The sequence below is a fragment of the Mycolicibacterium austroafricanum genome (assembly GCF_000612725.1).
Taxonomy (GTDB): domain Bacteria; phylum Actinomycetota; class Actinomycetes; order Mycobacteriales; family Mycobacteriaceae; genus Mycobacterium; species Mycobacterium austroafricanum.
Genome location: NZ_HG964452.1, coordinates 236,824 through 257,331, shown reverse-complemented (window position 1 = coordinate 257,331; position 20,508 = coordinate 236,824). Strand labels below are relative to the sequence as shown.

The window sequence follows — 20,508 nt, the reverse complement described above, 5'->3', positions numbered from 1 at the left end:
GTGACCGAGCTGAAGATGTCCGAGTCGATCTCTGTGGCCGTATCGCCCGAGCAGCTGTATGCGCTGGTGGCCGACGTCACCAGGATGGGCGAGTGGAGCCCGGTCTGTAGGGCCTGCTGGTGGGACGACGGTGCGGGGCCCCAGGTGGGCGCGTGGTTCACCGGCCGCAACGTGACACCGGAACGGACCTGGGAGGCCCGCTGCCAGGTGGTGGCCGCCGATCCCGGTCGCAAGTTCGCGTGGGAGGTCAACCACGGCTGGACGTACTGGGGCTACGAGATGGCGGCCGAGGACGGCGGCACCCGCCTCACCGAATCGTGGGAGCTGCTGCCCGAAGGTGTCGCCGGACTCCGCGAACGCTACGGGGAGACCGGGGACGCCGAGATCGCCAAGCGCAGCGAGGCGGCCAGGAGCGGCATCCCGGCCACCCTCGAGGCGATCAAGCGGACGGCCGAAACGGGCTGAGCGCGGCCGTCCCGCTACAAACGGGACTTCGCGTCCTCATACCCGCCGGAGCGGGTCTGGTCGTCGCGGGTGTACACCAGGTGCACTACCCCGCTGTCGAACGTGTTCGACGTCAGCAGCTTCAGCGGGATCGGGGTCCCCTCGTCGAACAGGCGCGCACCCTTGCGCACCGCGATCGGGTGCACGAGCAGATGCAGCTCGTCCAGAAGGCCGGCCTGCAGGAGTTGACGGACGACCGACGGTGAACCGCTCATCGCGATGTCGCCGTCACCAGGTCCGTTCTTCAGCGCGGTGACGGCCTCGACGAGGCCGCCGGTCATCTGCTCGGAGTTGCGCCACGAGAAGCGCAGGTTCTGCCGGGACACCACGATTTTGCGCGCGTCGCCGAGGGCTTTGGCGAACTCGGCGTCTTCGCCGCCCTCGGCCTCCCGCAGCGGCCAGGCCCCGGCGAAGCTGTCGTAGGTGACCCGGCCGAGCAGCAGCGTGTCCGCCGAGCCGAGTTGGGCGTTCACCGCCTCGCCCATCGCGTCGTCGAAGTACGGGAAATGCCATTGGTCGGGCGCTTCCACGACGCCGTCCAGCGCGATGAACAGACCTGCGGTGAGCTTTCTCATGTGGGCTCCTTGTGGGTTGGGGTCTGCCGTATCGACCGCTCCACAGCGCCGAACTCATCGCGGGCCCGGTGGCAGTGGCGTCCCGCGGTCCGGGCATTCAGCAAACGGCGCCTTGAGCAGATATTTTGCGTTAGCGTCGATCCGTCAGTGGTGGTGAGGCCCATGGGAGCGCCGTGAGTGGTGGACGACCCCCTCTGCTGGGGTCATGTACAGCAGTGCCGGTCGGGCTGACGGTCGCACTGACGGTGGTGCTTGCCGTCGGCGGGGACGGCGCATGGGTGCCCGTTCTCGACGACGTCATCATCGTGGCCCTGTCCAGCTTTGCGACGGTGTGCGCGGTGCTGACAGCGAAGTCCTTGGAAGGACGCCAGCGCCGCGCGTGGGCGACCATGGCGGCCGCGATGGCGGCCTGGGCCGTCGCCGACCTGATCTGGCTGGTGTGCGAGTACGTGCTGCGAGTCGAGCCGTTCCCCTCGCCGGCCGACTTCTTTTATCTGGCCTTCGGCGTTCTCGTGGTCCCCGCGGTGCTGGGAATGGCTCCGTTCGACGCCTGGTCCGGGCGCCAGGCCACACTCCGGATCGCGCTCGACGGCGTGACAGTCGCGTTGTGTTCGTTCCTGTTGGCGTGGATCTTCGCGCTGGATCGCGTCTATGAGGCCTATCGCGACGACAAACTCGCGCTCGGGCTCGCATTTTTCTATCCCGTCGCCGACATGGTGATTCTCGCGGTGGCTGTGGCGGTCCTTGCCCGCGTCGACGCAGCGCATCGGGCGGTGCCGGCGCTGCTGGTGTTCGGGTTCGCTGTGATGACACTCACCGACAGCGCGTTCGCCTACGGCGTTGCGGTGGACAGCTATCGGACGGGGAGTTTCATCGACCTCGGCTGGGCGGTGGCTCTTGTCGCGATCTGTGCCGCAGCGCAGCTGAGCCGCGAGAATCCGCAGTTCCGGATGCCGATCGTGTTGGTGCCGTCGAACACTGCGCTGTGGGCGCCCTACGTTCCGCTGCTGCTGGCCGGGACAATAGGACCGCCACTGGTCATGTCGGGTCTGGAGCAGTTAGTCGTCCCGGTCATCGTGGTCGCGGTGTGTCTACGGCAGGTGGTCGCGGCATGGGAGAACCGGCAGCTGTTGCGGGCCGCCGCCGAGCAGGCACTGCGTGATCCGTTGACGGAACTGGCGAACCAGAGATTGTTCTACGACCGGCTTGCACACGCGCTGACGCTGAGTTCCCGCGAAGGCCACTCTGTCGCGGTGGTGTCTTTGGACCTCGACGACTTCAAGTTGGTCAACGACAGCGTCGGCCATCCCGAAGCAGACAGTCTGCTGGCCAGGGTCGGTCAGCGGATCGCCGACTGTGTGCGCGCCGGGGACACCGTCGCCCGGATCCAGGGCGACGAGTTCGCTGTGCTCCTCGAAGGCGAGCATGACGATTCGAAGCTGATTGCAGAACGGGTCGTGGATGCCTTCAACGAGCCGTTCTTGCTGCACGGTGAGCACATCCTGTTGCGCCCCAGCGTCGGGGTTGCGGCCGCCTCCCCCGGGGAGGCGGAGGTGGCGCCGGAGACCATGGTCATGCGCGCCGAGACCGCGATGGCCGTTGCGAAGAGATCCCGGTCGTCGCGCGTGCACGTCTTCGATGCGACCCTTGCGTCGGCAGCACCTGATGTGGTTGCGCCCGAACGGGGTTCGCCTCAGAACTGGCCTGACGGCGCGGCCAAGGTGCGGCTGCTGGGTGAGCTGCGCCGGGCCATCGACAACCGGGAATTCCGCATGGTGTACCAACCGATCGTGGATCTGCGATCCGGCTTCATCGTCGGAGTGGAGGCCTTGCTCCGGTGGCCGCACCCGCAGCTGGGAATGCTGAGCCCGGACGCGTTCCTGCCCCTGGTGCGTCAGCACGGGCTGATGCGGCCGGTCACCGATGTGGTGCTCGACAACGTCCTCGACGATGCGGCGCGGTGGATGGCGGACGGAGTGCCGATGCCGGTGGCCGTCAACCTCTTTGCACCGTTCCTGCGTGACGCCCGACTGCCGTCCGCGCTTTCTCAGGCGCTGGAGCGTCGTAGCTTGCCCGCCGATCTGCTGACGGTGGAGATCACCGAGGATCTCGTCTTGCACGACTTCGATGTGGTGACCGGGGTACTCGGACAGTTGCGCGAGCGGGGTATCCGGGTGGCGATCGACGATTTCGGCAGTGGCTTCTCGGCGCTGCCCTACCTTCGCGAACTGCGGATCGACGAGATCAAGCTGGACCGTCACTTCATCGCGGCGGTGGCAAGCGACCCCCGCGCCGCCGCGGTCGTCCGTGCCGTCATCGACCTCACCCACGATCTGGGCAGCGTCGTGGTGGCCGAAGGCGTCGAGGGGCCGGCCACCGCGGCCTGGCTGCGGGACAGGGGTTGCGACATGGCTCAGGGCTACTACTTCGGCAGACCGATCGAGCCCGCCGATGTCCCTGGTCTGGTCCGCATGGCCAGAGACCCCGCATAGCGCAGCATCTCCGACCTGCGGATCATCGCTTGACGCAGCGAAAGCCGATGTGACTCATGCCGGTGTCCACGGGCTGCGGCCTGCGCGCAGCGGGCCGATACCGCTGGCAGTAGCTGTCGGCGCAGAGGAAGGAGCCGCCCTTGACCACCCTGCGCGGCACTTCGAACTGCGGTTGGTTGGCGTCGTAACTCTCTGCGGCGCAACATGGTTGGTAGTCACGACGATCGCCGTACCAGTCGGTCGTCCATTCCCAGACGTTGCCCGCCATGTCGAACAGCCCGTAGCGGTTCGGCGGGAAGCTGCCCACCGGGCGGGTGCGGCCGTACCCTCGGTCGGGGCGCCAGGGGAAGTCGCCGTGCCAGTAGTTCGCCAGTTGCCGGCCGGGTTGCTCAGGAACATCCCCCCAGGTGTATGTCGCTGCGGTGAGTCCACCGCGCGCCGCCGTCTCCCACTCGGCTTCGGTGGGGAGTTCCAGGCCCGCCCACGCGGCATAGGATTCGGCGTCTTCGTACGCGACATGCACCACCGGATGATCAAGGCGCTTGTCGATCGAGGATGCCGGGCCGACCGGGTGACGCCAGTTCGCACCGGGAGTCCAGGTCCACCACAGGTTGAGATGACGGAGGTCGACCGGGCCGCCGGTCCTGGTGAAGACCATCGACCCCGGCTGCAGATTCTCTCTCGGCGCGCCGGGATAGTCGGCCGGCTTCACCGGTCGCTCGGCAACGGTGACATAGCCTGTGGCGTCGATGAATTCGGCGAACTCACGGTTTGTGACCTGCATCGGCTGCATCCAGAAGCCCTCGACGGTTACCGGGTGTGCGGGAGCTTCCTCCGGATAGTGCGAGTCGGAGCCGAGGATCGCGGTCTGCCCGGGGATCCACACCATAGCGGCGCCGTGCTCAGCCAAAGATCCGGATCCAATCGTCACGCATGCTCGCGACGGCCCAACCGTGTGTGCCCGCGATCTCCAGGGCCTTCTCCGCGCCCGCGGTGTAGTCGAACTCGCGTTCGGCGTCATCGTGGCGCACCACCAGCGACATCGACGGGCCGGTTCCGGCGGCGGTGAACTGCAGCATCTCGATGTCGCCGTTGGAGTTACCCGCGGCGAAGATCGGGCGTCGGCCCGTTCGATCCCAGATGCGGACCGGTTTGACCGGGCCGTCGTCGAGAAACTCCGGGGTTGCCGTCGTCTTCAGGTGTCCGTCCGCGAAATCGAGGCCCACCGAGCTGCCGATCACCCGTTCGGGCGGAATCCCGTACATCTGATACGTGACCGGCCGCATGAAGTCGCGGCCCCCGCCCGAGGCGATGTAGTTGGTGAAACCGTGGCCCTCCAGATAGCGCAGCAACTCGGCCATCGGCGCGTAGCCGCAGGCGGTGTACGGGCGCTTCAGCGACGGGTGCTCGCCGGCGGCGAAGAACGCCTTCACCCGCTCGGCGTGTTCCTCGACCGTCAGGCCCGAGTACGCCGAAAGGATGCCTGCGGCAAGCAGTTTGATTCCAGAGTCGTCACCGAGGTAATGCTTGGTGACCGCATCGCCGAACCAGCCGAGATCACCGGCCGCGGCGGCCATGTACGGTTGCCGATCCGCCAGCGACGGGTCGGCCCCGACCTGTTCGGCCATCCGGCGCACCAGGAAGTCCAACTGGATGTATGCCGGCTTCTCACACCACAGCGTGCCGTCGTTGTCGAAGACGGCCACCCGGTCCTCGGGGGCGACGTCCTTGGCGGCTCCCTCGGCGAACGCGATGATCGCCGCTTTGGTGGGGCCGTCATTCCACGAGTCGAGCATGTCCTGTCCGCCGAACCGGTCCGCGCGGCGTCAGGGCCGTGCCGGGGCGGGAGGCGTCGTGCTCGGCGTGCTCGGCGCGGCCGGTCCCTGCATCCCCGGCATCATGCCCTGCATGCCCGGCATCATCGGCGGCATACCGCCCTGCATGCCCGGGCCGTACATCCCCGGTCCACCTGGTCCGCACATCCCCGGCCCGTAGCCTTGGCCCATGCCGGGCGCCCACTGTTGGCCGCGGTGGTGGAAACCGTCGTGGTAGCGCCAGCGGCCGAAGCCGTCGTCTCCGGCGGACTGCCTGCCCAGCAGTACTCCCGCCAGGAAGACGAGGAAGACGGTGAACAGGGCGCCGGCCACGATGCCCACCCACGCTGCCACGTGGGTCACGCGTCCGGACCGGTCTTCCCTGCCGGTGGGCGGCGGCGGCCCGAGTGGCGGTCCTGCCGCCGTCTCTGGTTGCGACGTCACGGTCGGCGCCGCGGGGTTCTCCTGTGGTTCGGTCATGAGTCCGATCCTCCTCCCATGACGCGGTGGCCGAGCCGAATTCGAGCGGTCTGCGAAGGCCGCCTGCCGTGTGCCCGCGGCGCTCAGACCGGCAGGCAGTCCACCGCGTCGACGTGGGAGCGGACCAACGCCGGGTATCGGCCCCGGTCGGGTCGGAAGATGTCGTGCGGTGAGTCGGTGAACTCGTGAAAGCTGGCATGGGGGAACAGCTTCCGGTACCGGGCCCAGGCGGCGTCGTCGACCACAGTCGCGTTGGGGCTGCGCACGACCAGCAGCGGGGGCTGCCACCGGGCCAGCGGTTCCCAGAAGGACTGCGCGCGGGCAGCGCGCACCGTCGCGATCGCGGCGGCCGGATCGACGCGGTCGCGGACCGGTGATCCGCGCCAGCGCCCGTCGAGCAGGCCGAGCATGACCTCGTCGGTCAGCACGATCTCCTCGGGCACGTAGTCCCCGATCGACAGCGAACGCACCCGCGCCTGATGTGCGAGCGCCCACGTCAGGGCGTAGGCGGTGCCGCGGGAGAACGTGATCAGGTGCACGGGTCCGTCGGTGACGGCGTCGATCACCGCGCCGACGTCGCGGCCGAGAGTGTCCGAATCGTAGGGCCCGGCGACGGCCCTGCTGTGTCCGTGGCCGCGGAGTTCGACGACGGCAGCCCGTCGGCCGAAGGCCGGAAGCGTCTCGATGTAGTCGTCGGCGACGTCGGTGAACCCGGGCACGAACACGATGGGCGCGCCGAGATCGTCGCCACCGGAGTCGAGATACCGGATGTGGGCGCCGTCGTGGGCGACGGAACAGAACCGCGGCATGTGCCTCCCCTCGTCGTCATCACATGATGACGAGTCCGTGAGGTCACCCAGCAGGGGGGACCGGCGCGGCGGCCTGTACGGCAGGCTGTGCGGCTTCGGCCTTCATCCGACCGAACAGGTCGACGTAGTACGGCATACAGTGCTCGAGCGCCTGCTCGGTGGTGTACAGCGGCCGGTAACCCAGGTCGCGCTCGGCCTTGCCGATCGAGAAGTAGTTGTCCAGGTAAAGCCGTTCCACCGCAAGGGGTTCGAGCAACGGCTTGGGCAACCCGAACCGAAAGTGCAGGAACTGCCAGATGGTCATCGCGAACCACACCAGCCGCCCGGACACGCGGAAGGTCGGCCAGGGTTCGCCGCACGCCTCCATCACGGGCCGCGCGAACTCGAACATGTTGATCGGCTCACCGTCGTTGATGAAGTAGGCCTGACCGGGTGCTGTGCCACCGTCGACCAGATGCTGCGCGGCAAGGATGAATCCGTGCACCAGATTGTGCACGTAGGAGTTGTCGAGCTTGACGTTCTTGTTGCCGACGAGCACCTTGACGTGCCCGGCGAGCACGCTCTCGAACACCTTGCGGAACATGGTCTGGTCGCCGCGGCCCCAGATGCCGCTGGGCCTGATGGAGCACGTGAGCATGCCCGAGACGCCGTTCTGGGACAACACGAACTTCTCGGCGACCACCTTGGTCTCGGTGTAGAGATCGTTGAAACGCTCGGTGTAGGGCAGGGTTTCGTCGCCACCCGCGATGCGTTGCCCACCCATGACCACGCTGTTGGACGCCGTGTAGACGAAACGCTGAACGCCGGCCTTCTGGGCGGCGTGCACCAGGTTTTTGGTACCGGTGACGTTCACCGCGAAGCTGCGCTGCCGGTACTCCTCGGTGACCGAGGCCCCGCCCATCAGGTCGATGATCGCCGCGGTGTGGAAGACGGTGTCTGCCTTGTCCGCGCCGGTGCCCACCGCGCGGGCGACGTCGTCGACGTCGGTGATGTCGCCCTGCACCACCTCGAGGCCGGGATGGTCGGGCAGCGGGGACGGCACCCGGTCGAACGAGCGCACCTGCAGGCCCCGGTCGAGGAGCTCGGTGACCAGGTTGGCGCCCACGAATCCGGAGCCGCCGGTGACCAGGACCCGGCCGAGTTCAGTCGTCGGTGTTGTTGCATCACCCATGCGGGCAGAGTAACTGAAACGTGTTCCAATTTCGAGATCCCGGCGGCGAATTCGCTCCGGGTCAGTCCTCGGCTTCGTCGTTGGCGGCCAGCGCCTTCTCGACTCTGCTACGGGCACCAGCTAAGTGCTCTTCGCACCGTTTCGCCAGTTGTTCGCCACGTTCCCACAGCTTCAGCGACGTGTCGAGGTCGAGGCCTCCGTGCTCGAGGCGCTCAACCACCTCGATCAGCTCGTCGCGGGCCTGTTCGTATCCGAGTTCACTAATAGGCTTCATTCGCTACCCTCGCTGATCGCTGTGACGGCCCCGTCGGTGACCCGGATCCGCAGCCGTGCCCCCGCCGGCGCGTCTGAAACGGAATGCAGCACGTGCGGTTCCCCCGACGTCGCGATCGTCTGCACCACCGCGTAGCCCCGTGCCAGGGTCGCCGCAGGCCCCAATGTGGTCAGCCGGGCCGTAAGGTGCCCGACCCGGTCGGCTTCGGTGGCCAGCAGGCGCTTGACGTCGCGGCGGGCGGCGGCTCGGGCGCGGTGGATCTCCTCGGCGCGCGCGTCGATCGCGGCCAGCGGACGGGCCAGCACGGGCCTGCTGCGCAGCTGCGCCACCGTGTGTGCCTCCCGGTTCACCCAGTTGCGCAGCGCGCGGGCGCTGCGCCGGCGCAGGTCGGTGACCAGGGCCTGTTCCGCCGCGGTGTCTGGCACGATGCGCTTGGCGGCGTCGGTCGGGGTGGCCGCGCGCAGATCGGCGACCAGATCGCACAGCGGGTTGTCCGGCTCGTGGCCGATCGCGCTGACCACCGGGGTGGTGCAGGCGGCGATCTCGCGGCACAGGGTTTCGTCGGAGAACGGCAGCAGGTCCTCGACGCTGCCGCCGCCGCGGGCCAGCACGATGACGTCGACGTCGGGGTCGGCGTCGAGGTCGCGCAGCGCGTCGACGATCTGGGGGACTGCGTTGGGACCCTGCACCACGGTGTTGCGCACCGCGAACCGCACCGCGGGCCAGCGGCCGGTCGCGACGGCCACGATGTCGTGCTCGGCGGCCGAGGCGCGCCCGGTGATCAGGCCGATGGTGCCGGGCAGGAACGGGATCGGGCGCTTCAGGCGGGGATCGAACAGACCTTCGGCGTCGAGAAGCCTGCGCAACCGCTCGATCCGGGCCAACAGCTCACCGATGCCGACCGCCCTGATCTCACTGACCCGCAGCGAGAAGGTGCCCCGACCGGTGTAGAAGTTGGGCTTGCCGTAGACGATCACCTGGGTGCCGTCGGTCATCTTGACCGGGGCGTTGACCACAAGATCGCGCGGACACGTCAGCGACAGCGACATGTCCGCCGCCGGGTCGCGCAACGTGATGAACGCGGTGCTGGAATTGGGGCGCAAGGTCAGCTGGGCGATCTGCCCTTCCACCCACACGGCGCCGAGCTTGTCGATCCAGCCCGCGACGCGGATCGCGACGCCGCGCACCGGAAACGGGTTTTCCGGCGAATGGCCCTGCGCGGATGTCACTTCGCCGACGCGCGGGTGATCCTGTTGGCCAACAAGGTTTGATACGGGGCCCGCGCCTTGGTGGACTCCTCGTAGGACAGCAGCGCCTCCAGGTCCGCGAGGCGCAGCGAGGTAAGCCGTGCACGCAGCTGGGCCAGCGTCAGCGATTCGTACTCGATCTCGGCCACGATCTCGGGAGCATCCGGGGACGCCGCCGTCGACGGCGCCGAGGTGTCGTCCGAGGCCGACGCCCTGGCGGCGTCGGCCTCCCCGCTGAACAACGCGAACCGGCCTTCGGTCAGCCGTTCCCCGTCGCGCGCCGCCGCCGCGCCGACCTCATCGTCGTCGCCGGGGAGATCCTCGTCGAACGTCGCCCACTCCGGCTGTTCGTCCTTGGGAGGGAAGATCGATTCCAGCGTCTCGTCGCCCTTGATGACCAGGACGGCGACGTCCTGCTGCATCTTCATGACCAGCTGGGCGAGCTGGCTCGCGATGGTCATCGGATACATCAGGATGGTCTGGGGGAGTTTGCGGGTCTCCTCGATGGCGGTCACTGCCGCACCCACGAGCAGACGGACGCCATACGGTGCAGTCGACATGGGCACAGCCTGCCTCAACAACCGATGATGTCAAAGTGCGGAAGCCGCCGAGTTCCGCCACGGGCAAAATGTCCACCGCCAAGTACCCTTGAGTCATGCCGCCGACCGTCAATATGGGGATTCCCGGTGCCAGCCGGACAGCGTTGGGCTCGGTTGCCGGCGACGTCACAGGTAAGCGGGTGCTACTGGCCGAACCGCGGGGGTACTGCGCGGGCGTCGACCGTGCTGTCGAGACCGTCGAGCGGGCGCTGGAGAAGCACGGCGCACCGATCTACGTCCGTCACGAGATCGTGCACAACCGCTACGTCGTCGACACCCTGGCCAAGGCCGGCGCGATTTTCGTGGAACAGACCGACGAGGTGCCCGAGGGGGCCATCGTGGTGTTCTCCGCCCACGGGGTCGCGCCGACGGTGCACGAAGAGGCCGCTGCCCGCCACCTGAGGACCATCGACGCCACCTGCCCGCTGGTGACCAAGGTGCACAACGAGGCCAAGCGCTTCGCCCGCGACGACTACGACATCCTGCTCGTCGGCCACGAAGGCCACGAGGAGGTGGTCGGCACCGCCGGCGAGGCACCCGATCACGTGCAGGTGGTCGACAATCCCGACGCGGTGGACAAGGTCACCGTGCGGGACCCGGACAAGGTCATCTGGCTGTCCCAGACGACGCTGAGCGTCGACGAGACGATGGAGACGGTGCGCCGGCTGCGGGAGAAGTTCCCGACGTTGCAGGATCCGCCGAGCGACGACATCTGCTACGCCACCCAGAACCGGCAGGTGGCGGTCAAGGCCATGGCACCGGAGTGCGAGCTGGTGATCGTGGTCGGATCGAAGAACTCGTCGAACTCGGTGCGGCTCGTCGAGGTCGCGCTGGGTGCCGGCGCGTCTGCAGCCCACCTCGTCGACTACGCCGACGACATCGACCCGGCGTGGTTCGACGGTGTCACCACCGTCGGTGTCACGTCCGGCGCCTCGGTCCCGGAGATCCTCGTCCGCGGGGTCCTCGACCGGCTCGCCGAGCACGGCTACGACGTCGTGCAACCGGTCACCACCGCCAACGAGACACTCGTGTTCGCCCTACCTCGGGAGATCCGTCCGGCCCGCCAGTAGCGGGTACCTTCGACCTCCGTGACCCCGCTGCGAGTGATCGTCCGCACAAGCCGCAGAAGCGCGGCGGCCCTGCTCGCCGTGATGTTGCTGCTCGCCGGCTGCAGCGACGCCGAGGACCGGCTCGAGTCGACCCTGCGTAGCTTCGTCGATGCGCTCAGCCGCGGCGACGCTCCGGCGGCCGCCGCCCTGACCGGCGACGAGGCCGCGGCTTCGGACACACTCGGCAGGCTCTTCGCCAGCCTCGGCACCGACGTCGGCTTCGAGGTGACCGCGACCCGGCGCGAGGAGGACTCGGCGACGTTCACCCTGGCGGCGACGTGGAAGTTCGGGCCCGAGAAGCGCAACGAGTGGTCCTACACCACCGACGGCACGGCAACCGCCGCCGGTGACGACTGGACGATCGGATGGAACGCGGCCACGGTCGCCCCCGGTCTCGACCAGGGGCCGCTGTCCTACAGCACCCTCGTCCCGCAACCCGCGGCCAGGGTGCTGGACCGCACCGGCGCCGAACTGCTGACCCAGCATGTGGTCACCCTCGTCGACGTCGCACCCGGCATCAACGCGAATGACGTGAATACCGTTGCCGCCCTGCTGAACCCGATAGCGCCGGGAGTCACGCCGGCATCGCTGAGCGCTGACCTGGCCGCGGCGTCGGGCCAACCGGTCACCGCCATCACGCTGCGCGAGGAGGACCTGGCGCCCATCGAGGAACAGCTGGCCGCGACACCGCACGTGACACTGCGTCCGCAGACCCGACTGCTGGCCACCGACCGCGCCCTGACGTCACCGACCCTGGCGGGACTGTCCGACCTCTGGCAACAGCGCACCGACGCCGCCGCCGGCTGGGCGATCATCGCGGAGACCGCCGCGGGCGCCCAGAGGGTGGGCGGGCAGGACGCCAAACCCGTCGGCGACATCGCGGCCACCCTCGACATCGGTATGCAACTCGCCGCGGAGGCCGCGCTGGCGCCGTTGACCACCCCGGCCGCGATCGTGGCGATCCAGCCGTCGACGGGTGACCTGCTCGTCGTCGCGCAGAACACCCCCGCCGACGCGCAGGGCCCGATCGCGCTGACCGGTCTGTATCCGCCGGGATCGACCTTCAAGACGGTGACGGTGTCGGCGGCGCTGCAAGCCGGGCAGGTCACCCCCGACAGCATCGTCGCCTGCCCGGGCACCGAGAACATCGAGGGCAGGCAGATCCCCAACGACGACAACTTCGACCTCGGCGACGTGCCGCTGCACACCGCGTTCGCCCGTTCCTGCAACACCACCATGGGCCGGCTCGCGGTCAATCTGCCGCCGGACGGGCTCACCAAGGCCGCCGCCCAGCTCGGCCTCGGCATCGACTACGTCGCACGCGGCATGACCACCGTCACCGGCTCGGTGCCCGTCGCCGACACCTCCGCGCTGCGGGTCGAGGAAGGCATCGGGCAGGGCAAGGTCACCGCGTCACCCTTCGGTATGGCGCTGGTGGCGGCGACCCTCGCGCACGGTTCGGTGCCCGCGCCGACGATCGTGGCGGGGGAGCCGGGCGTGCCCGACCGCACCCCGGAACCGCTGCCCCCCTCGGTGGACGAGCAGGTGCAGGCGATGATGCGCGAGACGATCACCGACGGCACCGCCACCCAGTTGCAGGACATCCCCGGCCTGCTGGGCAAGACCGGAACCGCCGAATACATCGACGATCAGCACGCCCACGGTTGGTTCGTCGGCATCCGCGGCGATCTGGCGCTCGCGGTGTTCGTCAGCGACGCAGGCAGTTCCGGGCCTGCGGTGGACGCGGCGGGCCGCTTCCTGCGCGCGATCCCCTGACGTCGGGCAGGCCGGCGGTCAGGAATCGGGGATGCCGGCCTGCAGCTTCGCCATCACCTGCTCGAGGTTGAAGCTCGCAGAAGCCTGACGTTGCGGGAACTCGACGAGGGTCTGCAGCATCTGTGCGACGAACGCCTGCGCCGGAGTGAAGACGAAAACCCGGTCGAGTACCCAGTCGAAGTACGTGTTCGACGTGATGTCGGCCCGCTCGTACGGGTCGGTGCGCAGGTTGAACAGCTTCGGTGCGCGCAACTCGGTGTAGGGCTCGAGCCAGACCTGCAACGTGCCCGCCGCCCGCTGCTCCAGGAAGACGATCTTCCAGTTGTCGTATCGCAGGGCCGTCAGGTCGCCGTCGTCGGAGACGTAGAAGAAATACTGCCGCAGGCTTTCGTCGGTCGCTCCGGTGAGATAGTCAAGCTGATTGTGCCCGTCGAGGTGCACCTTGTAGGTGGTGCCGTTGAGATCGGTTCCGGCGCACAGTCTTTCGGCGATGTCGGGATCTCCCGCCGCGGCCAGCAGGGTGACGAACCAGTCGTTGTGGCTGACGATGCCGTTCAGTACGGTGCCGGCCGGAATCCGTCCCGGCCAGCGCACCACTGCCGGAACCCGGTACGCGCCTTCCCAGTTCGAGTTCTTCTCGTTGCGGAACGGCGTCATGCCCGCGTCCGGCCAGCTGTTCATGTGCGGGCCGTTGTCGGTGGAGTACATGACGATCGTGTCATCGGCGATGCCGAGCTCGTCGAGGGTGTTCAGCAGGTCGCCGACGATGTCGTCGTGGTCGAGCATCGTGTCGTGGTACTCCGACTGCCAACGCCCCGACCGGCCGATGCTCTCCGGCTTGGGGTGGGTCCGGAAGTGCATGTGGGTGGAGTTGAACCACACGAAGAACGGGGTGTCGGCCTCGTGCTGGCGCTTGATGAAATCGATTGCGGCGTCGCGGAACTCTTCGTCGCAGGTCTCCATGCGCTTCCTGGTCAGCGGGCCGGTGTCCTCGATGCGCTGGGTGCCGTCGCCGTTGGCCCACGCCCGGATGACGCCGCGGGGTCCGAACTTCTTGCGGAACTCCGGGTCCTTCGGATAGTCGACGTTCTCCGGTTCCTCTTCGGCGTTGAGGTGGTACAGGTTGCCGAAGAATTCGTCGAATCCGTGCATGGTGGGCAGGAATTCGTCGCGGTCGCCCAGGTGGTTCTTGCCGAACTGGCCGGTGGCGTACCCCTGCGCCTTGAGTGCGGTCGCGATCGTCGGGTCCTCGGCCTGCAGCCCGATGGGCGCACCGGGCATACCGACCTTGGTCAGTCCGGTCCGATAGGGGTTCTGGCCGGTGATGAACGCGGCCCGGCCCGCTGTGCAGCTCTGCTCGCCGTAGTAGTCGGTGAAGCGTGCACCTTCGGCGGCGATCCGGTCGATGTTGGCCGTGCGGTATCCCATCAGCCCGTCGCTGTAGCAGCTCAGGTTGCTCTGGCCGATGTCGTCGCCCCAGATGATGAGGATGTTCGGCTTGTCGCCCATGTCTCGCAGCCTTTCGCTGTCGAAGGCCCGCCCGCGACGTTGTGGTCGCGGCCTTCTGGACGCCCACAGCGGCATAGTAATCTCGGTCGCCAACTGCGCCGTCGACTTCAGCGATGCCGTCACATCTCGTGTGAGAGGTGCCCATGACAAGCCCGAATCTGGACCCGAACACCCGGTTGGCGGCAGAACGGACCCGCCTCGCCCTGGAGCGAACGCTGATGGCGTGGATCCGGACGGCGACAGCGTTGATCGCATTCGGGTTCACGATCTACCAGATCTTTCGGTACCTCTCGACCGCGGAGCGGCTGCGCGCCCCGTTTGTCAGCCCACAGATCGTCGGTGTGGCGATGATCGTCATCGGCCTGACCGCGCTCATCTTGGCCTGGGTGCAGCACCGCCGGGCGATGAAGGCACTGCAGGCGGATTTCGGGCCCATGCCGGGCTCGCTGGCCGGGATCTTCGCGGCGCTGATCGCCGGCCTCGGCGTCATCGCGCTTCTCGGAGTGATGCTGAGGCTGTGACGGCATGGACTACGCCGAGGGCGAGCCGCAGTTTCGTCGGCTGACGACGCCACGCTCGGCCGCTGTCGCCGGAGTGTTGTTTGCAGTGCTGTTCGCCGCCAGCCTTGTCCTGCTGCGCAGTGCCATCCCCGACGATCCGTTCGCCCAGATCGCGTGGGTCAACGGCGGCCGAACCCGGATCGGCGCGGCGCTGGTGTTGGCGCCGATGGCCGCCATCGCCTTTCTCTGGTTCATCGGAGTGATGCGGGATGTGCTGGGAGACTTCGAGGATCGGTTCTTCGCGTCGGTGTTCTTCGGCAGTGGGCTTCTCTTCGTGGCCATGACGGCGGTCTCGATGGGGATTGCCGGAGCGATTCTGACCATCACGGAGATTCCGGGAGTGGCGAGCAACGGGCTGATCTACTTCGGCCGATCGTTGATGCTTCAGATCAGCAATGTGTGGGGCGTTCGACCGGCCGCGGTGTTCATGATCTCGCTGGCCACCATCTGGATTCGCACCGGGCTGATGCCACGCTGGACGGCAGTGATCACCTATCTGGTCGCGGCGCTGTTGATCGTCGTCGTCAGCCTGAGCCTCTGGGTGACGCTTGTCTTTCCGGCCTGGGTGGGTGCCGTCAGCCTGATTGTGCTGTTCACCCGCCCAGGGCCGCACCGCGGCGCCGTCGGCCGCCGGGGACCTTGAACCCCGTCGGCCGAGCGCTCAGATGTCGAATTCCCAGCGGTCGGCGTCGGCGTCCCGCGGGCTGCGCCGCCGGCTCCGGGGTTCAGCCCGATCGTCGACGTCGTCGGCACCCCGATAACGCACGCGCGAGATCGGGTGGTGGCTGCTGGTGCCGGCGGAGCTGTACGGGTCGAATGGCTCGTGGTCGTCGAAGCGGCTTCGACGCCGGGGCTGCTCCCGCGGTCCCCGGTCCCGCGCCGGCCGGTGGTCGTACCGATCGTCGCCGTCGTAGGGGCTCCGGCGTTCGCGCGGGGGAAGAGGATCGCGTGACCGGGCGTCGCGCGGCTCCCGCGCCGAGGACGTCCGGGGGCGGCGCCGCGGCTCCGGTGTCGGGGGCTGCTCCTCCGGTCTGGGTCGGCGCCGGCGGGGCCGGTCTGCGACGGGCTCGATGATCTCGGTCTCCGGAGCGGGCGCGTGCCGTGCGCGGGGGGCGGACCGCTTGACCGGTCGGTCGCCTCGCGACGGCTTGCGGGCGGCCGGCTTCGGCGCGGTGCGGCGGCGATCCGTTGCACGGCGCCTCGGCGGCTCGTCGGCCGCGGCGTCGCCGTCGGCGGCCGACCCGCCCAGCAGAGAGGACAGCTTCGCGGACAGCCCCGCGCCGGCCGGGGCGCGGCGCCCGCGGTCCTGCGTGCCGGACTGGTGGCCCGATTTCGCGAAATACCAGCGTGCCAACCCGATCATCAGCACGGCCGCGGAGGTGAAGAACATCAGTGGGAATCGCTCGATCAGCGGATAGCCGCAGTTGATCAAGATGTCCTTGAGCCCCTGGATGTCGCTGCTGTGCATCAGGAAATACGCGGCAGGCACTGTGACGAACAACACCAGAGGCGGCTGGATGACTGCAGTGAAAAGGTTCGACTGCTGCACGGCGAGCACCGCGACCAGGCATCCGACGACGTAGAGCGCGGCGAACGCGGCGGTGAGCTGGCCGCCGCCGGACCCGGCGTCGAAGGCGAACCCGATCGCCGATGCGATAACTGCTGTCAGAATGGCGCCCCACCACGGAATCCCTGCGATATTGGGGTGCGCAGAGCTGTGCTCGGGAGCCACCGCCGGCCGCGCGCGCTGTTCTGACACAGGTCGACCGTACCGGCTCGGGCAATCGGTCGCCGCCAGCGCTCGGTGGCGTGGCGACCACAACGCTTAGACTGTGGTTCCCGTGGGCCTCAATCTGGGAATCGTCGGACTGCCGAACGTGGGTAAGTCGACCTTGTTCAACGCGCTGACACGCAACGACGTGCTGGCCGCCAACTACCCGTTCGCGACGATCGAACCCAACGAGGGAGTGGTGGCGCTCCCTGATCCGCGGCTGACCGAGCTGGCCAAGATCTTCGGCTCGGAGAAGATCCTGCCGGCGCCGGTGACCTTCGTCGACATCGCGGGCATCGTCAAAGGCGCCTCCGAGGGGGCAGGCCTCGGTAACAAGTTCCTGGCCAACATCCGCGAGTGTGACGCCATCTGCCAGGTGGTGCGGGTGTTCGCCGACGACGACGTCGTGCACGTCGACGGCCGGGTCGATCCCAAGTCCGACATCGAGGTCATCGAGACCGAGCTGATCCTGGCCGACATGCAGACGCTGGAACGTGCGCTGCCGCGGCTGGAGAAGGAAGCCCGCACCCACAAGGACCGCCGACCCGTCTACGATGCGGCGGTCGCGGCCGGCAAGATCCTCGACAGCGGCAAGACGCTTTTCTCGGCGGGTTTCGACGTTTCAGAGCTACGCGAGCTGAATCTGTTGACCGCCAAGCCCTTTCTGTACGTCTTCAACGCCGACGAGGCGGTGCTCACCGATACGGAGCGGGTGGCGGCGCTGCGGGAGCTGGTAGCTCCGGCCGACGCGGTGTTCCTCGACGCCAAGATCGAGGCCGAGCTGCAGGAGCTCGACGAGGAGTCGGCCGCCGAACTGCTTGAGTCCATCGGCCAGACCGAACGCGGTCTGGATGCCTTGGCGCGGGCCGGTTTTCACACACTCAAACTGCAGACCTACCTGACGGCCGGGCCCAAGGAGGCCAGGGCGTGGACGATCCATCAGGGCGACACCGCACCCAAGGCGGCCGGCGTCATCCACTCCGACTTCGAGAAGGGCTTCATCAAGGCCGAGGTGGTGTCCTTCGACGACCTGGTGGAGGCCGGCTCGATGGCCGCGGCGAAAGCGGCGGGCAAGGTCCGGATCGAGGGCAAGGACTACGTGATGGCCGACGGCGACGTGGTGGAGTTCCGCTTCAACGTCTAAGCCGGCCGTGATGTCTCAGGTCGTGATGGGTGACGACGTCGTGGTCGAGCACATCATGACCGTGACCTGCTAGTTCCAACGCGGCCAACGCTGACCGCGACAATCCGCCAGGCGAGGAGTCCGCCACAATGTCAGATCAGTTGCCGCCGTGCCCGGCGTGCGGTGAGGCGTTCACCTACGAGCAGGGGGCGCTCCTGGTGTGCCCGATGTGCGGCCACGAATGGTCTGCTGATGAGGTGTCCGATGTCGATTCTGCGCACGTCGGGGCCGCGGTCAAGGACTCGGTCGGCAACGTCCTCGCTGACGGAGACACTGTGATCGTCGTGACGACCGTGAAGGTCAAGGGCGGCGGTGGCGGGGTCATCAAAGCCGGCACGAAGGTCCGTGGAATCCGGCTCATCTCCGATGGCGTCGGCGATCACGACATCGACGCAAATGTCCCCGGTTTGGGTCGCATGCAGCTCAAGTCGAGCGTGGTCAAGAAGGTCGTCTGAACGCGGTGCGTACACCCCGGTCTGAGCTGGCGTGACGTTTATCGGTGCCGGCGTGCGGTGGAGTTCCGCTTCACCGTCCAAGCCGGCGAAGTGACTTGTCGCAGCTCTCGGATAGAACGGGCGCGCCCGGGTTCAGCTGCCGCCGTGTTTGTGTGGTGGCCGGTACGAAGGTCCGTATCTGCGGTCCTGCCACCAATTCCGAACCTTCGAGACCCACTTGGGTTTCATCACCTGAGCCTCGTCCTGTCGAGAGGGGAACGCAAGTCGATGGCTGACGGTGACGTCGTTGAGTTCCGAATTCAAGCAACGTCTACGTGCAAGGGTTGGCGGAGAGGCATCCAGCGGGGCCCCACGATCTGCTGGATGTCAGCAGGTACCGAATGGCGTTCGAATCCCTGACGATCTCAAAGCTGCTGCGTAGGATCCAAAAATGGAACTCCGGGGGAAACGCGTACTGATCACAGGGGCGTCGCGGGGGATCGGTGAGTCGTTGGCACACAACTTCGCCGGCGCTGGCGCCAGAGTAGCGCTGGTCGCTCGCAGCCGGGATTCCCTGGAGTCGCTTGCGGTCGAGCTCGGAGGCACCGTCCACCCCGCCGATCTCTCTGACTCGACCCAGGTTTCCGGCCTTATCCGGAGGGTCGAAGACGATGGCGGCCCGATCGACGTCTTGGTCAACAACGCCGGTATCGAAAGTACGGCGTGCTTCACCGACGCACCCGAAGACGAATTGCGCCGAGTCACCGACGTCAATTATCTGGCGCCGGCCGAGCTCTGCCGCCAGGCGATACCCGGGATGCTGCGACGCGGCGGCGGCCACATCGTCAACGTGTCTTCGCTCAGTGGCATCGTGCTGTTCCCCGGCCTCGTCAGCTACTCAGCTTCCAAGGCGGCGCTGTCGCACTTCACCGCGGGGCTGCGAACAGACTTCCGTGGTTTGCCGATCGGCACCACTCTCGTGGAGTTGGGGCCCATCCCAACGGACCTGCTCGCCAAGATCGACAACTACGAGCCCACCGCAAAGTCCTTTCAGCGTGCGTACCGCTGGGGGGTTGCCGTCGACACCCCCCGCGAAAGAGTGGCCGAAGAGGTCGTCAAGGCCGTCCTCAAGGGTCGCCGACATGTGCGGCTTCCCAAGCGGTCTGCCCCACTCGCGATGTTGGCTGAGGCGCCCCGCCGTATCGCCGAGATCATCCTCACCGGTGTTCCGCACCAGGCGAAGTCGTAGCTCACGGCTACCACGCCGGCTCCTGTGGCCGACGGCGACGTCGTCGACTTCCGCTTCAACGTGTGAGGCCGTCCGGGTGCGTGGCGTCTCGGCGCGGAAGACAATCCGCAGCTCCGGGATGCGGCGTGCCGCAACCGTCATTTCTCGTCCGCATGCGCAGTTGGTTGATTTTTGTTGTGAGCCAACCTCAGCGCAGAGGTAGCCTCGACGGAACCTTCAGTCGTACCTTCGAGATATGACCAAGGATTGGCGTGTTGACCGGGTCGAGGAGATTCGGTCCCTGATCAAGGAAGCCGAGCCCGACGTCGTCGAGGAGATCAAGTGGCGCAAACCGTCGAATCCCGATGGTGTGCCGGCGTTCTCGTTGGACGGCCTGATCTGCACGCTGGAGATGTACAAGGGCAAGGTCAAGGTGAATTTCGCCAAGGGTTCGTCCATCAGCGACCCGGACAGCTTGTTCAACGCGAGTCTCCAGGCGCCTGTCGGGCGCTCCATCGACCTTCACGAAGGCGACGAGTTGGACTCTGAAGCGTTCAAGACCTTGATCCGGGAAGCGGTCAAGGTCAATCGAAAATAGCGCCGCTGCGGTGTGGTCGCACGGCCGTTTTTGTCGGACCCTGCTGGTTGGATGGGGTTATGTCTTCGAGGGTTGCGGTTGGTACTGGCACTGGTGGTGTGGTGCGTCAGTCTGATCGGCTTGAGGTGTGTTTCGAGGAGTTGGCGGAGTTGGCGGGTCAGCGCAATGCCATTGATGGGCGTATTGCGCAGATCGCTGCCGAGATTGATGGTGCCGGGTTGTGGGCGATCACCGGGGTGAAGTCGATGGAGGGGTTGATCGCGTGGAAGTTGGGGACCTCGTTTCGTAACGCTGAGACGATCGTGGCGGTGGCGCGCCGGTTGGAGCAGTTCCCGCGGTGTAGTCGGGATTTGCGGGAGGGTCGGCTGTCGTTGG

At 67.4% G+C, this 20,508-nt stretch carries 22 protein-coding genes; 11 read left to right on the top strand and 11 right to left on the bottom strand.

The window, feature by feature from the left end; translation table 11 throughout:
* Nucleotides 1-15: 15 nt before the first annotated feature.
* Nucleotides 16-465, top strand: a complete 450-nt coding sequence (locus BN976_RS11625; RefSeq protein ID WP_199558945.1) for an SRPBCC family protein — start codon at nt 16-18, stop codon at nt 463-465.
* 14 nt (nt 466-479) lie between these two features.
* Here the strand turns inward: BN976_RS11625 and BN976_RS11620 are convergent, their stop codons facing one another.
* Complete coding sequence (locus tag BN976_RS11620; protein WP_036370855.1) at nt 480-1,079, bottom strand: dihydrofolate reductase family protein; 600 nt, start codon at nt 1,077-1,079, stop codon at nt 480-482.
* 215 nt (nt 1,080-1,294) lie between these two features.
* Between BN976_RS11620 and BN976_RS11615 the strand changes: the two genes are divergently transcribed.
* Nucleotides 1,295-3,571 (top strand): putative bifunctional diguanylate cyclase/phosphodiesterase, encoded by a 2,277-nt coding sequence (locus BN976_RS11615; protein ID WP_235622038.1) that lies wholly within the window; start codon nt 1,295-1,297, stop codon nt 3,569-3,571.
* A gap of 22 nt (nt 3,572-3,593) precedes the next feature.
* Here the strand turns inward: BN976_RS11615 and BN976_RS11610 are convergent, their stop codons facing one another.
* The 8 genes from BN976_RS11610 to BN976_RS11570 form a co-directional block, all read right to left on the bottom strand.
* The gene (locus tag BN976_RS11610) at nt 3,594-4,460 is read right to left on the bottom strand and encodes a formylglycine-generating enzyme family protein (protein ID WP_036370851.1); all 867 of its coding nucleotides are present in this window, start codon (nt 4,458-4,460) and stop codon (nt 3,594-3,596) included.
* 13 nt (nt 4,461-4,473) lie between these two features.
* Nucleotides 4,474-5,367, bottom strand: a complete 894-nt coding sequence (locus BN976_RS11605) for an HAD family hydrolase (RefSeq protein ID WP_036370849.1) — start codon at nt 5,365-5,367, stop codon at nt 4,474-4,476.
* 30 nt (nt 5,368-5,397) lie between these two features.
* Nucleotides 5,398-5,865 carry a hypothetical protein gene (locus BN976_RS11595; RefSeq protein ID WP_084182283.1) on the bottom strand — a complete coding sequence of 156 codons (468 nt, stop codon included), beginning with the start codon at nt 5,863-5,865 and terminating at the stop codon, nt 5,398-5,400.
* A gap of 83 nt (nt 5,866-5,948) precedes the next feature.
* Entirely contained in the window at nt 5,949-6,674 is a 726-nt protein-coding gene (locus BN976_RS11590) for an alpha/beta fold hydrolase (protein ID WP_011781788.1), read from the bottom strand.
* Between the two features lie 43 nt (nt 6,675-6,717).
* Entirely contained in the window at nt 6,718-7,845 is a 1,128-nt protein-coding gene (locus BN976_RS11585; RefSeq protein ID WP_036370847.1) for a 3-beta-hydroxysteroid dehydrogenase, read from the bottom strand.
* Between the two features lie 61 nt (nt 7,846-7,906).
* The gene (locus BN976_RS11580; protein WP_011781786.1) at nt 7,907-8,119 is read right to left on the bottom strand and encodes an exodeoxyribonuclease VII small subunit; all 213 of its coding nucleotides are present in this window, start codon (nt 8,117-8,119) and stop codon (nt 7,907-7,909) included.
* On the bottom strand, nt 8,116-9,348 hold the full coding sequence (gene xseA, locus BN976_RS11575) for an exodeoxyribonuclease VII large subunit (protein ID WP_036370845.1): 1,233 nt from the start codon (nt 9,346-9,348) through the stop codon (nt 8,116-8,118). Before xseA ends, BN976_RS11580 begins: the two co-directional genes overlap by 4 nt.
* Entirely contained in the window at nt 9,345-9,926 is a 582-nt protein-coding gene (locus BN976_RS11570; RefSeq protein WP_036370843.1) for a lipid droplet-associated protein, read from the bottom strand. Before BN976_RS11570 ends, xseA begins: the two co-directional genes overlap by 4 nt.
* Nucleotides 9,927-10,021: 95 nt before the next feature.
* Here BN976_RS11570 and BN976_RS11565 point away from each other — a divergent pair, with 95 nt between their 5' ends.
* Both BN976_RS11565 and BN976_RS11560 read left to right on the top strand, forming a co-directional pair.
* On the top strand, nt 10,022-11,035 hold the full coding sequence (locus BN976_RS11565; protein ID WP_036370842.1) for a 4-hydroxy-3-methylbut-2-enyl diphosphate reductase: 1,014 nt from the start codon (nt 10,022-10,024) through the stop codon (nt 11,033-11,035).
* Nucleotides 11,036-11,116: 81 nt separating this feature from the next.
* Nucleotides 11,117-12,850, top strand: coding sequence for a penicillin-binding transpeptidase domain-containing protein (locus tag BN976_RS11560; protein ID WP_051558425.1), 1,734 nt, complete (start codon nt 11,117-11,119; stop codon nt 12,848-12,850).
* An 18-nt stretch (nt 12,851-12,868) separates the two neighbouring features.
* On the opposite strand, the gene BN976_RS11555 is transcribed toward BN976_RS11560, so the two are convergent.
* Nucleotides 12,869-14,359 (bottom strand): arylsulfatase, encoded by a 1,491-nt coding sequence (locus tag BN976_RS11555; RefSeq protein WP_036370840.1) that lies wholly within the window; start codon nt 14,357-14,359, stop codon nt 12,869-12,871.
* A gap of 143 nt (nt 14,360-14,502) precedes the next feature.
* Between BN976_RS11555 and BN976_RS11550 the strand changes: the two genes are divergently transcribed.
* Nucleotides 14,503-14,880 carry a YidH family protein gene (locus BN976_RS11550; protein WP_036370838.1) on the top strand — a complete coding sequence of 126 codons (378 nt, stop codon included), beginning with the start codon at nt 14,503-14,505 and terminating at the stop codon, nt 14,878-14,880.
* Between the two features lie 4 nt (nt 14,881-14,884).
* Nucleotides 14,885-15,562, top strand: coding sequence for a hypothetical protein (locus BN976_RS11545; RefSeq protein ID WP_051558401.1), 678 nt, complete (start codon nt 14,885-14,887; stop codon nt 15,560-15,562).
* 18 nt (nt 15,563-15,580) lie between these two features.
* Here the strand turns inward: BN976_RS11545 and BN976_RS11540 are convergent, their stop codons facing one another.
* Complete coding sequence (locus tag BN976_RS11540; protein ID WP_036370836.1) at nt 15,581-16,678, bottom strand: DUF6542 domain-containing protein; 1,098 nt, start codon at nt 16,676-16,678, stop codon at nt 15,581-15,583.
* Nucleotides 16,679-16,760: 82 nt separating this feature from the next.
* Between BN976_RS11540 and ychF the strand changes: the two genes are divergently transcribed.
* The 5 genes from ychF to BN976_RS11515 form a co-directional block, all read left to right on the top strand.
* Entirely contained in the window at nt 16,761-17,834 is a 1,074-nt protein-coding gene (gene ychF, locus BN976_RS11535; RefSeq protein ID WP_036370834.1) for a redox-regulated ATPase YchF, read from the top strand.
* A gap of 128 nt (nt 17,835-17,962) precedes the next feature.
* Complete coding sequence (locus BN976_RS11530) at nt 17,963-18,328, top strand: zinc ribbon domain-containing protein YjdM (RefSeq protein WP_036370832.1); 366 nt, start codon at nt 17,963-17,965, stop codon at nt 18,326-18,328.
* 430 nt (nt 18,329-18,758) lie between these two features.
* Entirely contained in the window at nt 18,759-19,556 is a 798-nt protein-coding gene (locus BN976_RS11525) for an SDR family NAD(P)-dependent oxidoreductase (RefSeq protein ID WP_011781775.1), read from the top strand.
* A gap of 235 nt (nt 19,557-19,791) precedes the next feature.
* Nucleotides 19,792-20,133: a DUF1801 domain-containing protein gene (locus BN976_RS11520; protein ID WP_011781774.1), complete on the top strand. Its 342-nt coding sequence runs from the start codon at nt 19,792-19,794 to the stop codon at nt 20,131-20,133.
* Between the two features lie 59 nt (nt 20,134-20,192).
* Nucleotides 20,193-20,508, top strand: a 316-nt coding sequence (locus BN976_RS11515; protein WP_122973968.1) for a DUF222 domain-containing protein, incomplete at its 3' end; no start/stop codon positions are given.